Below are 21,037 nucleotides of genomic sequence, written 5' to 3'. Positions count from 1 at the left end.
GCCGAGTTGGGGTAGGGCCCAGCGGAGCCGGGCCTATTCAAGTGACTACAGCGAAGTGCAGGAATTCGATTTTTCTTCGAATCCCGTCGCAGAGTCCTCGCCCTTGTTGGGTTTGGGCCGGGTGACGCGGTCGACCAGATACACCAACCCGTGGTAGTCGATTTCCCCATGACGTGTCAGACCGATCTCGCATGTGCGGCTGGTGGAAATTCCTTCGCTGCAATGCTGTACCGCCCCTTTCAGCGAGCGCAACGAATGGGCGTTCAGCTCCGGCGTGGTGAAGCCTTTGTCACCGGCAAAACCACAGCAATGAATGCCTTCCGGGATGACCACGTTATTGCTGCACTTGCGCACCAGATCGATCAGCGCCTGGCTTTCTCCTAGGTGTTGCGTGCTGCAGGTGACATGAACTGCGATGGGCGCTTCCTGAGGCGTGAAGTCGAGGCGATCCATCAGGTGCGTGCGGATGAAGCGCACCGGGTCATACAGGTCCAGGCGCACGTCGCCGAGGTCCTGGACCAATCGCAGTGTGCAAGGGCTTGTGTCGCAGTAAATCGGATCGAGTCCGCCGCGACTGGCGTGCAGCAGCGCGCCGATCAGTTCCTGGCGCTTATGCTCGGCTTGCTCGGCGTAGCCCTTGGACGCGAAAGGTTGGCCGCAGCAAAGACTGTCTACGTTGTCCGGTAAAACGACTTGATAGCCGGCCTTTTCCAGCAGGCCTCGGGTTTTGTCATGCAGCGATATCTGTTCCCTGTCGCCCGCGGCAGGGCCCATGACCCGCGACACACAGGCCGCCAGATAAACCACCCTGGGTCGTTCATCCGACACGGCGGGACTGAAGCGAATGGCCCTTTCCGGCTGCGGCATGGCGTTGGTCCACTGTGGAACTTGCCCTTTGGATAGCCGCGTCAGGCCTGCCGACAAACGTGCCAGGCGCGGTGCCCCCAAGAGCATTCGCGCACCGTTGGTGACATGCAGCGTAAAGCGCGCCCCTTGCAGTGCGGTAGCGAAATTGCCGGCAAGCCAATCAGCGGTTTTCGTACGCGTTGCACTGCGGCCACGGAGCTTTTTCACCAGTTCGCCGGTGTTGATTCCTACAGGGCAACGTTGGGCGCAAAGCCCGGTGGCGGCGCAGGTGTCGATGCCCTGGTATTGATAAGCCGTTTCCAGCTCCGAGGTATCGGTTCCGTCGCGTTTTTTCGCCTGGATATCTCGCCAGATCACAATGCGCTGACGCGGGCTCAGCGTCAGGTCCTTGGACGGACAGACCGGCTCGCAGAAGCCGCACTCGATGCACTTGTCCACAATCTCATCGGCGGCCGGCAAGGGTTTGAGGTGCTTGAGGTGAATCTGCGGATCCTCGCTGAGCACCACGTCCGGGTTGAGAATGCCATTGGGATCGAGCAGGCGCTTGAGCTGCCACATCAATTGATAGGCGTCGCTGCCCCATTCCAGCTCGACGAACGGCGCCATGTTGCGGCCGGTGCCGTGCTCGGCTTTGAGCGACCCGCCGAATTCCACCGCCACCAGTTGCGCCACGTCATCCATGAACGCTTGGTAGCGTGCGACTTCGTCGGCGCTGTTGAAGCCTTGGGTGAAGACGAAGTGCAGATTGCCTTCCAGCGCATGTCCGAAAAGGATTGCTTCGTCGTAGTGATGCTTGTCGAAGAGCGCGATCAGGCGGTTCACACCGATCGCCAGTTGCTCGACCGGGAAGGTCACGTCTTCGATGATCACGGTGGTCCCGGTCTTGCGGACCGCGCCCACGGCGGGGAAGGTGTCCTTGCGGATCGCCCAGAGCCGGGCGTTTTCCCGTGGGTCTTCAGTGAAATCGACCTGCTTTTCCACCGGGAAACCTGCCAGCGAGGCCATGATCAGGGCCAGTTGCTCTTGCAATAACGATGACGAAGCCGCGCGGGATTCGATCAGCAAGGCGCAGGCATTGTTCGACAGATGCTGTACGAAATCCGGCATGCCCGGCTTGTCCTGCACCGAGCGCAGGCTGCGACGGTCCAGCAGCTCGACCGCGGAGACCGGCTGGCTTTTCAGCACGGTGACGGCGTTGCAGCAGGTTTCGACGTCAGGGAAGACGATCAGCGCCGACGCCTTGTTCGGGTGATCGATGACCGTGTTGTAGGTCACCGCGCTGATGAAACCGAGGGTTCCTTCGGAGCCCACCAGCAAGTGGCTCAAGATATCCACAGGCTCTTCGAAGTCCACCAGGGCGTTGAGTGACAGGCCGGTGGTATTTTTCAGACGGTATTTGTGGCGAATTCGGGCGGCCAGCTCCGTGTTGGCGCGGGTTTCGCGACCCAGGATCGCCAGTTGCTCCAACAGTTCACCATGGCTTGTGCGAAAAGCCGCCACGCTGGCGGCGTCTTCAGTGTCCAGGCGCGTGCCGTCAGCCAGGACCAGGCGGATGCCGGCGAGGGTGTGATAAGTATTCTGCGCCGTGCCGCAGCACATGCCGCTGGCGTTGTTGGCGACGATACCGCCTATCTTGCAGGCATTGATCGACGCCGGGTCCGGGCCGATCTTGCGTCCGAATGGGGCTAGCCAGGCGTTGGCCTGGGCGCCGATGACGCCGGGTTGCAAGCGAATCTGGTGGCCTTGCTCGCGAATTTCCCGGCCGTTCCAGTTATCTCCAAGCACGATCAGCACCGAATCGCTGATGGCTTGGCCTGACAAGCTGGTACCGGCGGCGCGGAACGTGACCGGAACCTGGTCGCGTTGGGCCAGTTTCAGCAGGGCGATGACTTCATCTTCAGATTCGACGCGCACCACCAGTTTCGGAATCAGCCGATAGAAACTGGCGTCGGTGCCGAAGGCCAGGGTGGACAGGGGATCGTCAAAGCGTCGTTTTTGCGGGATCAGTTGGTATGCGTCGCGCAGGAAAGGGGCCGGAAGCGTCATTGGTCCTCCAGAATCAGTACCACCAGGTCCTTCGGACCATGGGCGCCGTAAGCCAGGACTTGCTCGATATCGGCGGTTTTCGATGGGCCGGACACCAGCAGGGCATTGGTCGGCATGCCCTGGGCCCACGCGAATTCCTGTTGCACTTCATAGAAGTTGTCGCGGATCTCGCTGGCCTTGAGCAGGGCGAAATGCACCGGTGGGACGAGGCTCATCAGCCGCGGTTCTTCCCGCGTCGGCCAGAGAATCAGGCTGCCGGTGGCGGCGATGGCGCCGAGGGTGCCGGTCAGGCTGGCCGGGGTGTGGTTGAACAGTTCGGCTTTCCATTCTTCTACAGGCCGGTCGTAGGCCTTTAGAGCAGGCAGGTCCGGATTATTCGACCAGAACTGTACGATTTTTTGTCCGTGAGGCGTTGTCGGCGCGATCAGCAGGCTCGGCAGTTGTCGGTCCCGCAGTAGTTGCGCCAACAGTGCCGGCCAGGCTTCGCCTGAGGTCAGGTGGATCTCGGTGTGGACCGCTTCCATTTGCTTGCGCAATTGCGGGATGCGTTCTTCAGGCGCATAGCGGTAGGTCTGCGTCACCAGTTCAACGTCATAGGTGTCGGCAACCGGCGTGGTGCCGGTCAGGCTTTTACGCAGCTTGGCGAGGATATTTTCCTTGGCGCTCATCAGCGGTCTCCCTGCGGGTTCAGGTGGTCGCGGGCCAGATCATGCAGTGAGCGGGCGGCGGGTTTCGGGGCGCTGTGGTTTTGCGTCCAAGGCCCAACATCTTTCGGCGCCAGGGCACGCAAGCGGGTGGCAAGGAAGGCGAACATCCGGTACAGCCTCGGCGAGCTGTTTAGCTGGGCCCAGGCATTCCAGATGAAGCGTTCCTTGGCCGAGTATTTACTGCCCTGGCCGCGCATCACCTGATGGGGACTGTCCGGCGCCTTGACGTTTTCCTCCCGCAACCGCCGCAGCAGGGCGGGGATCGGAATCTTCACCGGGCACACTTCGCCGCAGGCTCCGCACAGCGAAGAGGCGCTCGGGTGATCCGGCACTTTCGCCAGGCCGACCATGTGCGGTGTGATGATTTTTCCGATAGGCCCTGGGTAGACCTCACCGTAGGCATGGCCGCCGATTCGGGTATAGACCGGGCAATGATTCATACAGGCGCCGCAGCGAATGCAGTTCAGGGTCTGGCGCAGTTCGCTGTCGGCAAACGCCTGGCTGCGACCGTTATCGAGCAAGACCAGATGGACTTCCTGGGGACCGTCCAGTTCATGAGGCTTGCGCGGCCCGGAGATCATGTTGACGTAGGTGGTGATCGGCTGGCCGAGGGCCGAGCGGGTCAGCAGCGAGAGCAGCGGAACGACATCGCGTAGATTCTCGACGACTTTTTCGATGCCAGTCACGGCAATGTGCACCGGCGGCACCGTGGTGGACATTCGCCCGTTGCCTTCGTTTTCCACCAACAGCAGCGTGCCGGTTTCGGCGACGGCGAAGTTGACGCCGGAAACGCCGATGTCGGCTTCGAAGAATTTCTGCCGCAAGACCTTGCGACCGATCTGAATGAGTTGGTCAACGTCCTTGGTGTACTCCACGCCGAGTTTGTCGTGGAACAAGGACGCGACCTGACCGGCATTCTTGTGGATCGCCGGCATAATGATGTGTGAAGGCTTCTCGTGGTCGAGCTGGACGATGTATTCCCCCATGTCGGATTCGAGACATTCAATGTCACGAGCCTCGAGGAAATGGTTCATCTCCATCTCTTCGCTGACCATCGATTTGCCCTTGATCACTTGCCGCGCCTCGTGAGCGCGGATGATCGAAAGGACGATGCCATTGGCTTCGTCCACCGTTTCCGCCCAGTGTACTTTCACACCGTTGCGGGTCAGGTTGCTTTCAAGTTGCTCGAGCAGATCGGGCAGCTTGGATAACGCACGGGCGCGGACAGCGTTGCCCAGCACTCGCAAATGTTCTCTTTCGTGGGCATCGCTGAAAGACGTTGCCCGTTTGGTCATCAGTGAATCCATCGCGCTGCGAAAGTTGTTTCGCAGTTGCGTGTCGTCCAGCGCCTTGTGGGCGCGGGCGCGAAAATCATTCCCCACTTCAACGGTCGGGATCAGCGTCGGCGTGCTCATGCGGCACCTCCGGTTCGCTGCCAGAGGAAGCTCGCCAGGTGTTGGCCGCGCAACGCTTCCTGCTGTTTTTCCAGGGCGCCATTGATATTCATCAAGCACCCACAATCGGCGCTGACCACCTGATGCGCGCCGGATTCCTTCAGTGCCCGGGTCTTGTCGGCCACCATCGCGCCGGAAATGTCCGGCATGCGAACGCTGAACGTCCCACCAAAACCACAGCACTCACTTTCATGACTGTGTTCGACGCGTTCCACATTGCGCAACTGCGCCAACAACGCACGGCCATGCAGGTGGGTATTCATTTCCCGGCGTGCCGAGCAGGACGTATGCAGCGCAACCTTCACCGGCGTGCCGCCGTCGTTCAATTGCACCTTGCAGACGAACAACAGGAACTCGGCCAGCTCATAGGTCCTGGCAGCCAGCGCCTGGACCTGCTTGAGCGTTTGCGGCTCGTCCTTGAACAAGTCGGCGTAATGTTCACGCAGCATGCCGGCGCACGAGCCCGACGGCACGACCACCGGATAATCCCCGGCAAACAACGCCAGTTGCGCCCGCGCCACCGTCCGCGCCTGCTCGGTGTATCCGGACGTGTACGCCGGCTGCCCGCAGCACGTTTGCCCTTGCGGATACTCCACTCGGATCCCTTCGCGTTCGAGCAGATGAATCGCATCCATCCCGGCCTCGGGATAGAACAGGTCCACCACGCATGTCCCGAACAGGTAGACCCGAGGAGGTTTCTCGCTGGGGTACTGCCGAGGTTCGGGCAGGGGCGGGGCGACACGGGTCGCGTTCGGTACGGCGTTGTAAAAAAGCTCGCTCATCAGGCGTGTCTCCGGGTGGTCCCGGTTATCCGTCCGCTGAGGCTGCTGAATATAGTGAGGAAATCTTTCAGCAGCCTTGCAGACCCGGTTGTGAATAGCAGACGCCGAATCACGGTTCGGCGTCGGTTTTTTCAGTGTTTCGTGTAGTACTTAGTGAACCAGCATGCCGGTGAACCAGTAGGCCTGGGCCAGCGTGATCAGGCCAACGATCGTTGCAAAGAATAGGCTGTGTTTCAGGGTGAAACGGAACAGATCCGATTCCTTGCCTACCAGCCCGGTCGCCGCGCAGGCCACGGCGATCGATTGTGGCGAGATCATCTTGCCGGTCACGCCGCCGCTGGTATTGGCCGCCACCAGCAAGGTGTCGTTGACGCCGATCTGGTGCGCGGTGGTGGCTTGCAGCGAGCTGAACAGCGCGTTGGACGACGTGTCGGAGCCGGTCAGGAACACGCCCAGCCAACCCAGGAACGGCGAGAAGAATGGGAACGCCGCGCCAGTGCCGGCCAATACCAGGGCCATGGTCGAGGACATGCCGGAGTAGTTGGTGACGAACGCGAACGCCAGCACCATGCCGATGGACAGGATGGGCCAGCGCAACTCGAAAAGGGTCTCTTTGAAAGTGGTAAGACCAGTTTTGACGTTGATTTTCAATACCAGCATCGAGATCAGCGCTGAGAAGAAAATCGCCGTACCGGTGGCGGAAATCGGATCAAGCTTGAACACGGCCGGGATGGCGGTCGGGTTGACCACGATAGGTGCGGACTTGATGACCAATTGATCCAGGTGCGGGATAGCGAAGTTGAACACCCAGGCGTACATCGAGCCACCCGCGGCGAACATCGCCTTGAAGGGTTTCAAGGTCCAGATCGTGACCAGCACGGTGAGAATCAGGAAAGGCGACCAGGCCTTGATGATTTCCCCCAGGCTGTAGGGCGACGCCACGGTGCTGCGCGGCTGGCCGAAACCACCGGCGCTGGCGGTGACTGTTGCGCTGGAGGTGGCGCCCGCAATCTGGGCGCCTGCGGTGCGCTTGGGCTGCCAGACTTTCAGGAACAGCGTCAAGGAAATCAGGCTGGCGAGGGCGGACGTGATGTCCGGCAGTTCCGGGCCGATGAAGTTCGACGTGAAATACTGGGTGATGGCGAAGCTCAAGCCTGCCACCAGCGCCGCCGGCCAGGTTTCCCGCACGCCACGCAGGCCGTCCATCATGAACACCAGCCAGAACGGCACGAATAGCGACAACAACGGCAGTTGGCGACCGGTCATGGCGCCGATCTTGAACGCGTCGATCCCGGTGACCTGCCCGGCCACGATGATCGGGATACCCAGCGCGCCAAAGGCGACCGGTGCCGTGTTGGCGATCAGGCACAGGCCAGCGGCATACAAGGGGTTGAAGCCCAGGCCGACCAGCAGGGCCGCGGTGATTGCCACGGGTGCGCCGAAACCGGCGGCACCTTCGAGGAATGCGCCGAAGCAAAAGCCGATCAATAGCACTTGCAGGCGTTGGTCATCGGTAATCGACAGCACCGAGCTGCGGATGACCTCGAACTGGCCGCTCTTGACCGTGAGTTTGTAGAGGAACACTGCGGCGACGATGATCCAGGCGATGGGCCACAAACCGTAGGCAAAACCATAGCCGGCGGCGGCGAAAGCCATATCTGCAGGCATATTGAACGCGAAGATCGCCACGGCAATCGCCAGGGCCAGGGTGATACTGCCGGCCACGTGTCCCTTCAGGCGAAACACCGCCAGGGCCAGGAAGAAAAACACGATGGGAATGACGGCCGCGAGTGCGGACAAGCCTAGGCTGCCGAGCGGGCTGTAAAGCTGTTGCCAGGTTTGCATATTGGGTGAGCCCCTAATTGTTGTTGGTCAGGCACTGGTCAGCGTTTCTGGTTAATTGGTAATACCAATTTACAAGCGCTGTCGGCTAGGGTAAAAGCCTTGGTTGTCGTGTGTCAATTTGCCGCCCTGAAACTTTCGTCGAATAAGCGGTGCAGATCACATCTGATCTGCAGGCATTGGCGGTTTTTGGTGGGTGTGGACAAGGCCCGGATGGGCCAGAATAGAGAGCCCGGCGAGCCGTCGGGATCGTGGAGAATTGAGTTATGGGGTTTGATCAGATTCGTCAGCGCCGTTTGTCTGACGATATTGTCGAGCGGCTTGAAGGCATGATCCTCGAGGGCACGCTGAAGTCAGGTGAGCGCCTGCCGGCCGAGCGGACCCTGGCCGAGCAGTTCGGCGTATCACGCCCTTCGCTGCGTGAAGCGATCCAGAAGCTGACGGCCAAAGGCTTGCTGATCAGTCGCCAGGGCGGCGGCAACTATGTGGTGGAGTCGCTGGGCTCGACCTTCAGTGATCCGCTGCTGCAGCTCTTGGAAAGCAATCCCGAAGCACAGCGCGACTTATTGGAGTTTCGTCATACCTTGGAAGCATCCTGCGCTTATTACGCAGCACTGCGCGCTACGGAAGTCGACCGCGAGCGACTGACGACCGCGTTCGAAGCGTTGCAGGATTGTTATTCGCGCCACGAAGAAGTGAGTCGGGCGGAGGAGGGTGCGGCGGATGCACGTTTCCACCTGGCGATCGCCGAGGCCAGCCATAACGCTGTCTTGCTGCACACCATTCGCGGACTGTTCGACCTGCTCAAGCGCAACGTGGTGACCAATATCGGTGGCATGTACAAGCAGCGCAGCGAGACGCGCGACATGCTGATCAGTCAGCATCGCGAGCTGTATCAAGCCATCATGGACGGGCACGCCGAGCTGGCGCGGGAAGTCTCCAGCCGACATATCCTGTATGTGCAGGAAGTCCTGGAAGAGGTGCGGCAGGAAGTGCAGCGGATGGCGCGGGCGGAGCGGCGCAAGGGGATCTGATCATGATTGTTGAATCTGTGGGAGCGAGCCTGCTCGCGAAGACGGTCTGTCAGACCCATCTACAGCGGATGTGACGACGCCATCGCGAGCAAGCTCGCTCCCACAAAGATCGAGGGCTTAGTCTTCCTTGCCCTTGTTGCGCACCGCGCGCTGCAACTCGCGACCGGCGTCGCGTTCGCGTTCGGTATCGCGCTTGTCGTATTCCTTCTTGCCCTTGCCCAGGGCAATTTCACACTTGATCAAGTGCTTGCTCCAGTACAGCGACGTGCAGACGCACGCATAACCCTTCTGCTGCACGGAAGCAAAGAGCTTCTCCAGCTCGCGCTTGTTCAGCAGCAGCTTGCGCGACCGCACTGGGTCGGCAATGACATGGGTGCTGGCGGTGGTCAGCGGCGTGATATGACTGCCGAGCAGCCACGCTTCGCCGTCCTTGAGCAAGACATAACTGTCGACCAGTTGCGCCTTGCCGGCACGCAAACTCTTTACTTCCCAGCCGGCCAGGACCATGCCAGCCTCGAAACGTTGTTCGATGAAGTAATCGTGTCGCGCCTTTTTGTTTTGCGCGATGGTCCCTGTGGGGTGTTTCTTCTGTTTAGCCATAGGGGCGGCATTATAGGCAGTTGCGTGCGTGTCGGCTACGGTGAAGCGGTGTGCTTGAGCAGGTTGCGTGAATCCCGGACAATGCGGCCTCTTTTTTGAACGCTTGGGCGTGATCACGATGTCGACAGACAAGGTTTCTGTCCACGGCAGTTGGGCTAGCCGCTGGGTCTTCATACTCGCCGCGACCGGTTCGGCCGTGGGCCTGGGTAGTATCTGGAAGTTTCCGTACATGGTCGGCGTCTATGGCGGCGGAGCTTTCGTATTGATGTTCCTGGCGTGCATCGTCCTCATCGGCGCGCCGGTGATGCTGGCGGAAACGTTGATTGGTCGTCGCGCCCGACAGAGCCCGGCCAACGCCTTGAAGGTGTTGGCGGTAGAGGCTGGGCACTCGCCGAAGTGGTCATGGGGCGCGTTCGCCGGGATGATCACGGCGTTGCTGATCCTGTCCTTCTACAGCGTGGTGGGTGGCTGGTCGCTGGACTACATCATCGACATGGGGCGTGGGGATTTCCACGGTGCGACGCCCGATGAGGTGGGGGCCTACTTCGGCAATGTGATCGCCGATCCGTGGAGGCTGACGCTTTGGCACACACTTTTCCTGGTGCTCTCTGCCGTGGTGATTGCCCGAGGCGTGGTCGCCGGGCTTGAGCGCAGCCTGCGGATCATGATGCCACTCCTGTTCGTGATGATCCTGGTGTTGCTGGGCTACAGCATGACCACGGGCCACTTCATGGAAGGCGTGCATTTCATGTTCGACTTCAAGCCGGAGAAAGTCATGGATGGCTTGTTGCCGGCCATGGGCCACGCATTTTTTTCCCTCAGCGTGGGAGTCGGCTCGATCATGATCTATGGCGCCTACATGCCGAAGAATGCGTCTCTGACCAAGACCGTTGTCGGGGTCGCGTTGCTGGACACCTTTGTATCGTTGTTGGCTGGGGTGGCATTGTTCCCGATTGTGTTTGCCGCCGGCCTGAACCCCAGCGAAGGGCCGGGATTGATGTTCGTCAGCCTGCCTTTTGCCTTCGGCAGCATGGCGTTCGGCCAAGTCATGGGGGTGGTGTTTTTTGTCCTGGTGGCTATCGCAGCCTGGAGTTCAGCCATTTCCCTGCTTGAGCCGATGGTGGCTTATCTTGTGGAACGAACCCGCCTGAGCCGCGCCTGGGTCACCTTCTGGCTGGCCTTTACTTGCTGGTTCGTGGGGCTGGGCACGGTTTTTTCCTTCAATATATGGAAGCAGGCAAAGTTTTTCGTGAACGAAGACGGCCTGTTCCACCTCTACCAGTGGGGAGCTGCCGGGGGACTGGATTTCTTCGGAGTGATTGATTTCTTTACATCGCGGATCATGCTGCCCTTGGGAGGTTTGTGTTTCGTGGTGTTTGCAGGGTGGGTCATGGGGCGCGAAGCCGTACGTGACGAGTTGTCGCTGCGCAGTCCGGTGCTGTTCGCCCTGAGCCTGTTCTTGATGCGCTATGTGGCGCCCATCGGCATTCTTGTAGTGTTTGCCGCCCAGCTGTGGAAGTGACGCTTGCATGACGACACATATTCAACGCTCGGCCTTGCTGCCTTATCCGGCGCAGGCGCTCTATGACCTGGTCAACGACGTGGCGAGTTATCCGCAGTTCCTGCCGTGGTGCTCGTCCGCCGAGGTGCTCGAAAGCTCCGAAACCCATATGCGCGCCAGTCTCAATGTCGCCAAGGGTGGATTGAGCCAGCATTTCGTCACTCGCAATACCTTGGTGCCGGGACAATCCATCGAGATGAACCTCGAAGAAGGCCCTTTCAATCAGCTTCATGGCGTATGGGTGTTCAAGCCGCTTGGCGAGAAGGCCTGCAAGATCAGCCTGGACCTGTCATTTGATTATGCCGGGCCACTGGTACGTGCGACGCTGGGCCCGCTGTTCAATCAGGCGGCCAATACCTTGGTTGACGCGTTTTGCCAGCGGGCCAAGCAAAACGCCGAGCTCAAGCGTTGATCGAGATAGAAGTGGTGTATGCCGCTACCGATCGCCAGGTCTTGCGCTCATTCAAGGTCGACGAAGGAACGTCTGTTCGCGCCGCATTGATCGTGTCGGGCGTTGCCGAGGAGTTTCCGGAGCTGGACCTGACCACTTGCCCTGTCGGGATTTTTGGCAAAGTGGTTGCCGATCCGGACCAGCAGGTGGTCCAGCCGGCGGATCGGCTTGAGATTTATCGACCTTTGCTGGCTGATCCGAAGGAAATTCGTCGCCTGCGTGCGGCCAAGGCCGCCCAGGCGCGTCAGGCGGATCAATAGCCGGACTGAATTGCAGGCATGAAAAAACCCGGCATGCCGGGTTTTTTCTTGTCGCGATTTATTGCGGTGACGTATCCAGTGGCTCCGGAGTCGGCACAGGCACGGTCTCGACTTTGTCCACGTCTTTCTGGATCTGATCCAGCAGCGAACCTGGCTTGGCCGGTTTTTCCGGTTTTGGCTGTTCGGCGTTCTGGGTCGGGTCGGTCACCGTCGTGCCGCTGTCCTTGCCCATGATGGCTTCATCGCGGCTTACGCCCGGCATGAAATCACCCGACAGGCTGACAAGCTGATCATTGGCATTGAAGATAACGCTGATGCGTTCTTGTTGCCGCTCACCGCCACCTGGCTGCAAGCTGTACAGGTAATCCCAGCGATCGGCATGGAACGTGTCGGTCAGCAGGGGGTTGCCCATGATAAACCGTACTTGCCGACGGGTCATTCCCGGGCGTAACTGGTCTATCATGTCCTGCGTGACGACATTGCCCTGCTGGATGTCGATTTTGTAAACCCCGGGGAATGAACAACCGGCGAGTGCGAGCAGTCCCACGAAGGTGAAACTGGTTAGCAAGAGCTTGGTGTTTTGCATCGGTGGGCGACTTCCACTATCTTGGCTGGGACAACGTAAACGCCGATCATACCCGCAATAAGAGAAGCTGCGAAGCAGCATCGCGAGAAAGCTGACCATGGTTGAAAATAGCGAACTACGCAAAGCCGGCCTCAAAGTGACCCTGCCAAGGGTCAAGATTCTGCAAATGCTCGATTCCGCAGAGCAACGCCACATGAGTGCCGAAGACGTCTACAAGGCGCTCATGGAAGCTGGCGAGGACGTCGGTCTGGCCACGGTTTACCGTGTTCTGACTCAGTTCGAAGCTGCGGGGCTGGTGGCTCGTCATAATTTTGATGGCGGTCATGCTGTCTTTGAATTGGCTGACGGTGAACACCATGACCATATGGTGGATGTGGAAACCCGTGAAGTTATCGAGTTCGTCAGTCCTGAAATCGAGAAGCTGCAAAAAGCGATTGCTGAGGAGTATGGTTTCGAGCTGATCGATCACCATCTCGTCTTGCACGTGCGCAAGCGCAAATAAGCTCGTCGCGGGATTTAAATACTCCCAAAACGAAAGAAGGCGACCCTCGGGTCGCCTTCTTGCTTTGCGGTGTCCTTTAGATTTTTGCCGCGATCACCATTTTCTTGGCGTGCGCCAAGGACTCCTTGGTCAGGTCGATGCCCCCCAGCATCCGCGCCACTTCTTCCACGCGTTCATGCTTGTTGAGCTTGGACACGGCGGTGCGAGTAGCGTCTTCACCGCGCACCTTGTGCACAAACAGGTGCTGGTGTCCCTGGGCTGCGACCTGGGGCAGGTGGGTAACGGTCAGGACCTGGCCGCGTTCGCCCAGCCTGCGGAGCAATTGGCCGACAATTTCCGCTGTCGGACCGCCGATCCCTACGTCCACTTCGTCAAATACCAATGTAGGTACTCGTGAGGTTTGTGCGGTGATGACCTGGATAGCCAGGCTGATGCGTGACAGCTCGCCCCCGGACGCCACTTTGGCCAGCGCCTTGAGCGGCTGTCCGGGGTTGGCGCTGACTAGCAGCTCGACCTGTTCCAGTCCGTTGGGCAGGAGTTCGTCGCCGGCGTTGGGGTGCAGCTCGATGGTAAAACGCCCGCCTGGCATGCCCAGCCGCTGGATTTCCTGCTCCACGGCATTGGCCAGCCCTGTCGCGGCCTGGCGGCGCAGTTGGCTGAGCTCAGTGGCTTTTTCCTGATAATGACGCGCGTAGGACGCCAGTTCGTCGCCGAGGCGCTCGATGGATTCATCATTGGCGTTCAGGGTTTCAAGTTCTTCCAACAGGCGTTGCTGCAGCTCGACGACATCGGTCGGCTGGACGCGGTGCTTGCGGGCGAGCGTGTAAATGGTATCCAGGCGTTCTTCGAGGTATTGCAGGCGTGCCGGGTCGGCGTCGAAATGATCGAGGAACCGGTTCAGCTCGCCGACGGCTTCCTCGACCTGTATCTGTGCGCTGGTCAGCAGGTTCGTTGCTTCGTTCAGGGCGCCTACGGAGTTGCTGACGCTGGATAGCCGGTTCAGGCTCGCTGTCAGGGCGTTGAGCACATTGCCTGAATCGCTTTCGCTGCACTGTTCAACGACCTGGCGGCAAATACCCAGCAGCGCCTCGGCGTTGGTCAGGTTCTTGTGTTCCTGTTCCAATTCCTCCAGCTCGTTTTCACCCAGGGCCAGGTTCTCCAGCTCTTCCAGCTGGTAGCTCAACAACTGGTGACGAGCGCGCTGTTCGTCGCCAGAGTTGGAGAGGCGATCCAGTTCCTGCCGGGTTTGCCGCCAGCGCTGGGCGGCCAGTTGAACCTGGCGCGCCAGGTCTGTGGCGCCTGCGTATTCGTCGAGCAGTCGGCGATGGGTATCGGTCTTGAGCAGGGATTGATGTTCATGCTGGCTGTGAATATCAATCAGCAGCTCACCCAGGGCCTTGAGGTCGCCCAACGGGCAGGGCGTGCCATTGATATAGCCTCGGGAGCGGCCCTCGGCGGTGATGACCCGGCGCAGGATGCACAGGCCATCGGTGTCCAGGTCGCGCTCGGCCAGCCACGTGCTGGCTTCGGGAATATCGACCAGATCGAAGGTTGCCAGGATGTCGGCCTTGTCCGCTCCGGGACGCACCACGCCGCTGTCGGCACGGTCGCCCAGCGTCAGGCCCAGGGCGTCGAGCATGATCGACTTGCCCGCGCCGGTTTCACCGGTAATCACGCTCATGCCCCGATCGAGTTCGAGGTCGAGATGTTCGACGATGGCGTAGTTGTGTACGGACAGGTGCACCAGCATAAGGCCGCTCCCAGGCTTTAGGTCTGGTTATTTATACAGTGTTTTGTTTCGGGCTGACAATGCCTGCGCTTAGCTCGATTTGCTTGGGACGGCGAAATTCTTAGTGCTTCGAGGAATGACCATGCTGCTGCCTTTTGTAGGGTTAATTCGTCAGGTGACCCTTGAAGCTTGAAAACCCGGCCCCATATACCGGGGCAGAAGCGCGAGTCGAGCTCGCGGACGAAGTTGAAAGGAGAAATCTATGGCTGACGAACAGACGCAGGACACGCAAAATCTAGACGCCAATCAGGCTCCCCAGGACTCGGGCGACGACCTGTCGGCACGTGTACAAGTGCTCGAGGAGCAACTGGCCGGTGCGCAGGATCAGGCGTTGCGTGTAGCCGCCGATCTGCAGAACGTTCGCCGTCGCGCCGAGCAAGACGTGGAGAAGGCCCACAAGTTTGCCCTGGAGCGTTTCGCCGGCGACCTGCTGCCGATCATCGACAGCCTGGAGCGCGGTCTGGAACTGTCCAACCCGGACGACGAGAACATCCGTCCGATGCGTGAAGGCATCGAGCTGACCCTGAAAATGTTCCAGGACACCCTCAAGCGCTATCAGCTTGAAGCGATCGATCCACACGGCGAACCCTTCAACGCCGAACATCACCAGGCGATGGCGATGCAGGAAAGTGCGGATGTCGAGCCAAACAGCGTGCTGAAGGTTTTCCAGAAGGGCTACCTGCTCAACGGCCGTTTGCTGCGCCCGGCCATGGTTGTGGTCAGCAAGGCGCCAGCTCCGGTTTCGCCTTCTATTGATGAGCAGGCTTGAAATCGGGCGCAACGGCCCCATTAAGAAGTCAAGCGTTTAAGTACTACCGCAGTTAGCCACCACTGCTGCGGCAACAAAATTCAAGTTCCGGGAGAGTTAACATGGGCAAGATTATCGGCATTGACCTGGGGACCACCAACTCGTGCGTCTCCGTGCTGGAAAACGGCAAGGCCAAGGTTATTGAAAACGCTGAAGGCGCGCGCACCACGCCGTCGATCATCGCATACGCCAACGACGGCGAGATCCTGGTGGGCCAGTCCGCCAAGCGTCAGGCTGTGACCAATCCGCATAACACCCTGTACGCGGTCAAGCGTCTGATCGGTCGCAAGTTCGACGAAGAAGTTGTTCAGAAAGACATCAAGATGGTGCCTTACAAAATCGCCAAGGCTGACAATGGCGACGCCTGGGTTGAAGTGAACGGCCAGAAAATGGCCCCGCCACAGATCTCGGCAGAAATTCTGAAGAAGATGAAGAAGACCGCCGAAGACTATCTCGGCGAAGCGGTGACTGAAGCGGTCATCACTGTCCCTGCCTATTTCAACGATAGCCAGCGCCAGGCGACCAAAGACGCCGGCCGCATCGCAGGCCTGGACGTAAAACGTATCATCAACGAACCTACCGCGGCGGCTCTGGCCTACGGCATGGACAAGGCCAAGGGCGATCACACCGTGATCGTTTATGACCTGGGTGGCGGTACTTTCGACGTTTCCGTGATCGAAATTGCGGAAGTCGACGGTGAGCACCAGTTCGAAGTGTTGGCCACCAACGGTGACACCTTCCTCGGTGGTGAAGACTTCGACATCCGCCTGATCGACTACCTCGTCGACGAGTTCAAGAAAGAAAGCGGCATGAACCTCAAGGGTGACCCGCTGGCCATGCAGCGCCTGAAAGAGGCCGCTGAAAAAGCCAAGATCGAACTGTCCTCGAGCCAGTCGACCGACGTGAACCTGCCGTACATCACCGCAGACGCTACCGGTCCTAAGCACCTGAACGTAAAAATCTCCCGCGCCAAGCTCGAAGCGCTGGTGGAAGACCTGGTTCAGCGCACCATCGAACCTTGCCGCATTGCGATGAAGGATGCCGGTATCGACGTGGGTTCGATCAACGACGTGATCCTGGTCGGCGGTCAGACCCGTATGCCACTGGTGCAGAAGCTGGTTACCGATTTCTTCGGTAAAGAAGCTCGCAAGGACGTGAACCCTGACGAAGCCGTTGCCATGGGTGCAGCTATCCAGGGCGCCGTTCTCGCCGGTGACGTGAAAGACGTTCTGCTGCTGGACGTCAGCCCGCTGACCCTGGGTATCGAAACCATGGGTGGCGTGATGACCGCGCTGATCGAGAAAAACACCACGATTCCTACCAAGAAATCCCAGGTGTTCTCGACTGCCGATGACAACCAGAGCGCCGTGACCATCCACGTTCTGCAAGGCGAGCGCAAGCAAGCTGCCCAGAACAAGTCCCTGGGCAAGTTCGACCTGGCCGAGATTCCACCGGCACCACGTGGCGTGCCACAGATCGAAGTGACCTTCGACATCGACGCCAACGGCATCCTGCACGTCGGTGCGAAAGACAAGGCGACCGGCAAGACCCAGTCGATCGTGATCAAGGCCAACTCCGGTCTGTCCGAGGAAGAAATTCAGCAGATGGTCCGCGATGCTGAAGTCAACGCCGAGGAAGACCGCAAGTTCGAAGAGCTGGCAAGCGCTCGCAACCAGGGTGACGCTCTGGTGCACTCGACTCGCAAGATGGTTGCCGATGCTGGCGAGAAAGTGACCGCTGAAGAGAAAACCGCTATCGAGGCAGCGGTGGTTGCCCTTGAAGCGGCTGTCAAAGGTGACGACAAGGCGGCCATCGAGGCGAAGATCGAAGAATTGTCGAAAGTCTCCGCTCCAGTGGCTCAGAAGATGTACGCCGAACAGGCCCAGCCAGCTGAAGGCGCCGCGCAGCAAGGCGAATCGGCTGAAAAAGCCGACGACGTCGTCGACGCTGAGTTCGAAGAAGTGAAAGACAACAAGTAATCGCTTGTTGGTCGGCCGGTTGACTGCATTTGTGCGGTGGCTGGTAGGATGTCGCCGCGCGGGAGCTTGCTCCCGCGTTGGCGTGTCTGGAGCCAGCGAATTTTTACAACATGCGACAGTGTTCGGGTGTTGGCGGTGTGTTCGGGAATGCTCCTGCTTTTCGGGCGATGAGCACCGCATTTTGGCCGGGGCCCTGGCTGAAAGATTTTGGATTGTAGGAGACGTCGCGCAGGCACTTTTCCTACAAAGCCTACGACCAGGATCGTTGAATTGACGTGAGTTGGGTCCGGGCCTGTATTGGGGCTCAACGAGTTTGGCAAGGCTCAGGAGAGGTTTGCCGAACGTCCTATAAGAGTGCAAAGACTAATGGCAAAGCGTGATTTTTACGAAGTATTGGGTGTCGAGCGCGGTGCCAGCGAGGCAGAGCTGAAAAAGGCTTATCGTCGCCTGGCGATGAAGCATCACCCGGACCGTAATCCCGGCGACAAAGCGTCGGAAGAGATGTTCAAGGAAGCCAACGAGGCTTACGAAGTCCTGTCCGACTCCAGTAAACGCGCGGCCTACGACCAGTACGGTCATGCCGGTGTCGACCCAAGCATGGGCGGCGGTGGCGCCGGTTTCGGCGGGCAGAACTTCTCCGACATCTTCGGCGATGTTTTCAGCGATTTCTTCGGCGGTGGTCGCGGCGGTGCCCGTGGTGGCGCCCAGCGTGGCAGTGACCTGCGCTACACGCTGGAGCTGAACCTGGAAGAAGCGGTGCGCGGTACGACGGTCAATATCCGTGTCCCGACGCTGGTCAACTGCAAGCCGTGCGATGGTTCGGGGGCCAAGAAGGGTTCCTCGCCCGTGACCTGCCCGACCTGTGGCGGTATCGGCCAGGTTCGCATGCAGCAGGGCTTCTTCTCGGTCCAGCAGACCTGCCCGCGGTGTCACGGTCAAGGCAAGATCATTTCCGACCCGTGCGACTCCTGCCACGGCGAAGGGCGCGTCGAAGAATACAAGACGCTGTCGGTCAAGGTGCCGGCCGGTGTCGACACCGGTGACCGCATCCGCTTGTCTGGCGAAGGCGAGGCGGGGGCCCAGGGCGGCCCGACGGGCGATTTGTACGTCGTGATCAATGTGCGCGAGCACGCGATCTTCCAGCGCGACGGCAAGCACCTGTTCTGTGAAGTGCCGATCAGCTTTGTCGATGCAGCCTTGGGTGGCGAGCTTGAGATCCCGACCCTCGACGGTCGCGTCAAGCTGAAGATCCCTGAAGGCACGCAGACCGGCAAACAGTTCCGGATTCGCGGCAAGGGCGTCGCGCCAGTGCGTGGCGGTGGTGCGGGCGACCTGATGTGCCGTGTGGCGGTGGAAACCCCGGTCAACCTGAGCCGGCGCCAGCGTGAGTTGCTTGAAGAGTTCCGCAGTTCCCTTGCGGATGACAACAGCCACTCGCCAAAAACCACTGGCTGGTTCGAAGGCGTGAAGCGCTTCTTCGGCGATCTCTAAGGAGTCCGCATGCGACGTATAGCAGTGATGGGCGCCGCCGGGCGCATGGGCAAGGCGTTGGTCGAGGCGGTGCAGCAGCGTTCGCCGCTGTCGGGGCTGACGGCTGCCATCGTCCGGCCTGACAGCACCCTGGTCGGCGCCGACGCTGGCGAATTGGCCTCGATTGGGCGTATCGGCGTGCCGATGTCCGGTGGACTGGAAAAGGTGATCGACGAATTTGACGTCCTCATTGATTTCACCTTGCCGGAAGTCATGCTGAAAAACCTTGCCGTCTGCCGCAAGGCAGGCAAGGCCATGGTTATCGGTACGACCGGTCTGGATGCTGCGCAGAAGCAGCTGCTGGCCGAAGCTGGCAAGGACATTCCAATCGTGTTCGCGGCGAATTTCAGCGTGGGCGTGAACCTGTCGCTCAAATTGCTGGACTTGACGGCGCGGGTCCTGGGTGACGATGCGGATATCGAAATCATCGAGGCCCATCACCGGCACAAGATCGATGCGCCTTCGGGAACGGCCCTGCGCATGGGTGAAGTAATTGCCGATGCGCTGGGGCGGGATCTGCGACAGGTCGCCGTGTATGGGCGCGAGGGGCATACCGGTGCTCGCGAGCGCGACACCATCGGCTTCGCGACCGTGCGTGGTGGTGACGTGGTGGGTGACCATACCGTGTTGTTCGCCACCGAAGGCGAGCGCCTGGAGATCACCCACAAGGCGTCGAGCCGGATGACCTTCGCCAAGGGCGCCGTGCGTGCCGCGTTGTGGCTGGATGGGCGCGAGCCTGGTTTGTACGACATGCAGGACGTTCTCGACCTGCGTTGATGTCCCTGGAGGTGGGGTTCAGGTTATACTGAGCCCCGTTTTACACCGCTTCGCGACGGCCTGTCGCATTCCCCTGCCTTTAAGGCTCATTAGCGGTGGACCAAAAAAGCCTTTTTCTGTAAGCTACAGCTTTAGTGTGTCCACTAAAAGCGCGCAGAATAATTCAGTGAACAAGCGGGGTGACGTGTCCATACGTCACTCCGCTTTTTTACAACCTGCGATCGCCCTTTCAGGCTTTATTTACGGGAGGTCTTCTTGACTAAGCCAGCCATACTCGCCCTTGCTGATGGCAGCATTTTTCGCGGCGAAGCCATTGGAGCCGACGGTCAGACCGTTGGTGAGGTGGTGTTTAACACCGCAATGACCGGCTATCAGGAAATTCTTACCGATCCTTCCTACGCCCAACAAATCGTTACCCTGACCTATCCGCACATCGGCAATACCGGCACCACGCCGGAAGACGCCGAGTCCGATCGTGTCTGGTCCGCCGGCCTGGTCATTCGTGACTTGCCGCTGGTAGCGAGCAACTGGCGTAACACGATGTCCCTGTCCGATTACCTGAAAGCCAACAACGTCGTGGCGATCGCCGGTATCGACACCCGTCGCCTGACCCGCATCCTTCGGGAAAAAGGCGCGCAGAACGGCTGCATCATGGCCGGCGACAACATTTCCGAAGAAGCCGCCATCGCCGCTGCCCAGGGTTTTCCTGGCCTCAAGGGCATGGACCTGGCGAAAGTCGTCAGCACCAAGACGCAGTACGAGTGGCGCTCCACGGTCTGGGACCTGAAGACCGACAGTCACGCGACGATCGAGGCTTCCGAACTGCCGTACCACGTGGTGGCGTACGACTACGGCGTCAAGCTGAACATCCTGCGCATGCTGGTCGAGCGTGGCTGCCGCGTCACCGTGGTTCCGGCGCAAACCCCGGCCGCCGACGTCCTGGCCCTCAAGCCCGACGGCGTGTTCCTGTCCAACGGCCCGGGTGACCCGGAGCCTTGCGACTACGCGATCCAGGCGATCAAGGACGTGCTGGAAACCGAGATCCCGGTATTCGGTATCTGCCTCGGTCACCAGTTGCTGGCCCTCGCTTCGGGCGCCAAGACCCTGAAAATGGGCCACGGCCACCACGGTGCGAACCACCCGGTCCAAGACCTGGACACCGGCGTGGTGATGATCACCAGCCAGAACCACGGTTTTGCCGTGGATGAAGCGACCCTGCCGGCCAACGTTCGCGCGATCCACAAGTCGCTGTTCGACGGCACGCTGCAAGGTATCGAGCGTACCGACAAGAGCGCGTTCAGCTTCCAGGGCCACCCTGAAGCGAGCCCGGGCCCGAACGATGTGGCGCCGCTGTTCGATCGCTTCATCAATGAGATGGCCAAGCGACGCTGACCGCGCGAAGCCCGAGGGCGGCCCCGAACGCGGTGGCCCCCACGGGCGCTTCAAAGATTGTTCGACGGCC

At 59.9% G+C, this 21,037-nt stretch carries 18 protein-coding genes; 10 read left to right on the top strand and 8 right to left on the bottom strand.

What is annotated here, in order from left to right:
- Window positions 1-45 precede the first annotated feature (45 nt).
- The 5 genes from Q7C33_RS03390 to Q7C33_RS03370 form a co-directional block, all read right to left on the bottom strand.
- Window positions 46-2,913, bottom strand: coding sequence for an FAD-binding and (Fe-S)-binding domain-containing protein (locus Q7C33_RS03390; protein WP_407682824.1), 2,868 nt, complete (start codon window positions 2,911-2,913; stop codon window positions 46-48).
- The gene (locus Q7C33_RS03385; protein WP_407682823.1) at window positions 2,910-3,581 is read right to left on the bottom strand and encodes a LutC/YkgG family protein; all 672 of its coding nucleotides are present in this window, start codon (window positions 3,579-3,581) and stop codon (window positions 2,910-2,912) included. Before Q7C33_RS03385 ends, Q7C33_RS03390 begins: the two co-directional genes overlap by 4 nt.
- Window positions 3,581-5,035 carry a LutB/LldF family L-lactate oxidation iron-sulfur protein gene (locus tag Q7C33_RS03380; protein ID WP_407682822.1) on the bottom strand — a complete coding sequence of 485 codons (1,455 nt, stop codon included), beginning with the start codon at window positions 5,033-5,035 and terminating at the stop codon, window positions 3,581-3,583. Before Q7C33_RS03380 ends, Q7C33_RS03385 begins: the two co-directional genes overlap by 1 nt.
- Window positions 5,032-5,856, bottom strand: a complete 825-nt coding sequence (locus Q7C33_RS03375) for a (Fe-S)-binding protein (RefSeq protein ID WP_030139767.1) — start codon at window positions 5,854-5,856, stop codon at window positions 5,032-5,034. The genes Q7C33_RS03380 and Q7C33_RS03375 overlap by 4 nt, the downstream gene beginning before the upstream one ends.
- A gap of 150 nt (window positions 5,857-6,006) precedes the next feature.
- Entirely contained in the window at window positions 6,007-7,701 is a 1,695-nt protein-coding gene (locus tag Q7C33_RS03370) for a lactate permease LctP family transporter (protein WP_030139768.1), read from the bottom strand.
- Between the two features lie 263 nt (window positions 7,702-7,964).
- Here Q7C33_RS03370 and Q7C33_RS03365 point away from each other — a divergent pair, with 263 nt between their 5' ends.
- Window positions 7,965-8,732: a GntR family transcriptional regulator gene (locus Q7C33_RS03365; RefSeq protein WP_030139769.1), complete on the top strand. Its 768-nt coding sequence runs from the start codon at window positions 7,965-7,967 to the stop codon at window positions 8,730-8,732.
- A gap of 117 nt (window positions 8,733-8,849) precedes the next feature.
- On the opposite strand, the gene smpB is transcribed toward Q7C33_RS03365, so the two are convergent.
- The gene (gene smpB / locus Q7C33_RS03360) at window positions 8,850-9,332 is read right to left on the bottom strand and encodes an SsrA-binding protein SmpB (RefSeq protein WP_030139770.1); all 483 of its coding nucleotides are present in this window, start codon (window positions 9,330-9,332) and stop codon (window positions 8,850-8,852) included.
- A 118-nt stretch (window positions 9,333-9,450) separates the two neighbouring features.
- On the opposite strand from smpB, the gene Q7C33_RS03355 reads away from it, so the two are divergent.
- From Q7C33_RS03355 to Q7C33_RS03345, 3 genes are read left to right on the top strand one after another with little or no spacing between them, the layout of a single operon-like run.
- Window positions 9,451-10,854: a sodium-dependent transporter gene (locus Q7C33_RS03355; protein WP_407682821.1), complete on the top strand. Its 1,404-nt coding sequence runs from the start codon at window positions 9,451-9,453 to the stop codon at window positions 10,852-10,854.
- A gap of 7 nt (window positions 10,855-10,861) precedes the next feature.
- Window positions 10,862-11,305 (top strand): type II toxin-antitoxin system RatA family toxin, encoded by a 444-nt coding sequence (locus Q7C33_RS03350; protein WP_030139772.1) that lies wholly within the window; start codon window positions 10,862-10,864, stop codon window positions 11,303-11,305.
- Window positions 11,302-11,604 (top strand): RnfH family protein, encoded by a 303-nt coding sequence (locus Q7C33_RS03345; protein ID WP_030139773.1) that lies wholly within the window; start codon window positions 11,302-11,304, stop codon window positions 11,602-11,604. The genes Q7C33_RS03350 and Q7C33_RS03345 overlap by 4 nt, the downstream gene beginning before the upstream one ends.
- Before the next feature lie 58 nt (window positions 11,605-11,662).
- Here Q7C33_RS03345 and Q7C33_RS03340 read toward each other — a convergent pair whose 3' ends face one another.
- Window positions 11,663-12,190 (bottom strand): outer membrane protein assembly factor BamE, encoded by a 528-nt coding sequence (locus Q7C33_RS03340; protein ID WP_030139774.1) that lies wholly within the window; start codon window positions 12,188-12,190, stop codon window positions 11,663-11,665.
- Window positions 12,191-12,287: 97 nt separating this feature from the next.
- Between Q7C33_RS03340 and fur the strand changes: the two genes are divergently transcribed.
- Complete coding sequence (gene fur / locus Q7C33_RS03335; protein ID WP_030139775.1) at window positions 12,288-12,692, top strand: ferric iron uptake transcriptional regulator; 405 nt, start codon at window positions 12,288-12,290, stop codon at window positions 12,690-12,692.
- 76 nt (window positions 12,693-12,768) lie between these two features.
- Here fur and recN read toward each other — a convergent pair whose 3' ends face one another.
- On the bottom strand, window positions 12,769-14,442 hold the full coding sequence (gene recN / locus Q7C33_RS03330; RefSeq protein ID WP_030139776.1) for a DNA repair protein RecN: 1,674 nt from the start codon (window positions 14,440-14,442) through the stop codon (window positions 12,769-12,771).
- A gap of 241 nt (window positions 14,443-14,683) precedes the next feature.
- Between recN and grpE the strand changes: the two genes are divergently transcribed.
- The 5 genes from grpE (at window position 14,684) to carA (ending at window position 20,967) form a co-directional block, all read left to right on the top strand.
- A complete protein-coding gene (gene grpE / locus Q7C33_RS03325; protein WP_030139777.1) occupies window positions 14,684-15,250 on the top strand; it encodes a nucleotide exchange factor GrpE in 567 nt (188 codons plus the stop codon).
- A gap of 101 nt (window positions 15,251-15,351) precedes the next feature.
- A complete protein-coding gene (gene dnaK / locus Q7C33_RS03320; protein ID WP_030139778.1) occupies window positions 15,352-17,268 on the top strand; it encodes a molecular chaperone DnaK in 1,917 nt (638 codons plus the stop codon).
- Between the two features lie 366 nt (window positions 17,269-17,634).
- On the top strand, window positions 17,635-18,759 hold the full coding sequence (gene dnaJ, locus Q7C33_RS03315) for a molecular chaperone DnaJ (RefSeq protein WP_030139779.1): 1,125 nt from the start codon (window positions 17,635-17,637) through the stop codon (window positions 18,757-18,759).
- A 9-nt stretch (window positions 18,760-18,768) separates the two neighbouring features.
- A complete protein-coding gene (gene dapB, locus Q7C33_RS03310) occupies window positions 18,769-19,575 on the top strand; it encodes a 4-hydroxy-tetrahydrodipicolinate reductase (protein ID WP_198797620.1) in 807 nt (268 codons plus the stop codon).
- Window positions 19,576-19,830: 255 nt separating this feature from the next.
- Window positions 19,831-20,967: a glutamine-hydrolyzing carbamoyl-phosphate synthase small subunit gene (gene carA / locus Q7C33_RS03305; RefSeq protein WP_030139781.1), complete on the top strand. Its 1,137-nt coding sequence runs from the start codon at window positions 19,831-19,833 to the stop codon at window positions 20,965-20,967.
- Window positions 20,968-21,037: the final 70 nt, after the last annotated feature.

It is taken from the genome of Pseudomonas sp. BP11-1-1, from assembly GCF_052112105.1.
Lineage (GTDB): Bacteria > Pseudomonadota > Gammaproteobacteria > Pseudomonadales > Pseudomonadaceae > Aquipseudomonas > Aquipseudomonas alvandae.
Note: the sequence above shows the minus strand (reverse complement) of the source record. Positions and strands in the feature narration are given on the sequence as shown.

What these genes read in the sequence shown, in the direction of transcription:
- Q7C33_RS03390 (WP_407682824.1), bottom strand. Translation starts at nt 2,913, where the DNA reads ATGACGCTTCCGGCCCCTTTCCTGCGCGACGCATACCAACTGATCCCG.
- Q7C33_RS03370 (WP_030139768.1), bottom strand. Translation starts at nt 7,701, where the DNA reads ATGCAAACCTGGCAACAGCTTTACAGCCCGCTCGGCAGCCTAGGCTTG.
- dapB (WP_198797620.1), top strand. Translation starts at nt 18,769, where the DNA reads ATGCGACGTATAGCAGTGATGGGCGCCGCCGGGCGCATGGGCAAGGCG.
- recN (WP_030139776.1), bottom strand. Translation starts at nt 14,442, where the DNA reads ATGCTGGTGCACCTGTCCGTACACAACTACGCCATCGTCGAACATCTC.
- Q7C33_RS03355 (WP_407682821.1), top strand. Translation starts at nt 9,451, where the DNA reads ATGTCGACAGACAAGGTTTCTGTCCACGGCAGTTGGGCTAGCCGCTGG.
- Q7C33_RS03385 (WP_407682823.1), bottom strand. Translation starts at nt 3,581, where the DNA reads ATGAGCGCCAAGGAAAATATCCTCGCCAAGCTGCGTAAAAGCCTGACC.
- fur (WP_030139775.1), top strand. Translation starts at nt 12,288, where the DNA reads ATGGTTGAAAATAGCGAACTACGCAAAGCCGGCCTCAAAGTGACCCTG.
- Q7C33_RS03380 (WP_407682822.1), bottom strand. Translation starts at nt 5,035, where the DNA reads ATGAGCACGCCGACGCTGATCCCGACCGTTGAAGTGGGGAATGATTTT.
- smpB (WP_030139770.1), bottom strand. Translation starts at nt 9,332, where the DNA reads ATGGCTAAACAGAAGAAACACCCCACAGGGACCATCGCGCAAAACAAA.
- dnaJ (WP_030139779.1), top strand. Translation starts at nt 17,635, where the DNA reads ATGGCAAAGCGTGATTTTTACGAAGTATTGGGTGTCGAGCGCGGTGCC.
- Q7C33_RS03340 (WP_030139774.1), bottom strand. Translation starts at nt 12,190, where the DNA reads ATGCAAAACACCAAGCTCTTGCTAACCAGTTTCACCTTCGTGGGACTG.
- Q7C33_RS03375 (WP_030139767.1), bottom strand. Translation starts at nt 5,856, where the DNA reads ATGAGCGAGCTTTTTTACAACGCCGTACCGAACGCGACCCGTGTCGCC.
- grpE (WP_030139777.1), top strand. Translation starts at nt 14,684, where the DNA reads ATGGCTGACGAACAGACGCAGGACACGCAAAATCTAGACGCCAATCAG.
- dnaK (WP_030139778.1), top strand. Translation starts at nt 15,352, where the DNA reads ATGGGCAAGATTATCGGCATTGACCTGGGGACCACCAACTCGTGCGTC.
- Q7C33_RS03365 (WP_030139769.1), top strand. Translation starts at nt 7,965, where the DNA reads ATGGGGTTTGATCAGATTCGTCAGCGCCGTTTGTCTGACGATATTGTC.
- Q7C33_RS03350 (WP_030139772.1), top strand. Translation starts at nt 10,862, where the DNA reads ATGACGACACATATTCAACGCTCGGCCTTGCTGCCTTATCCGGCGCAG.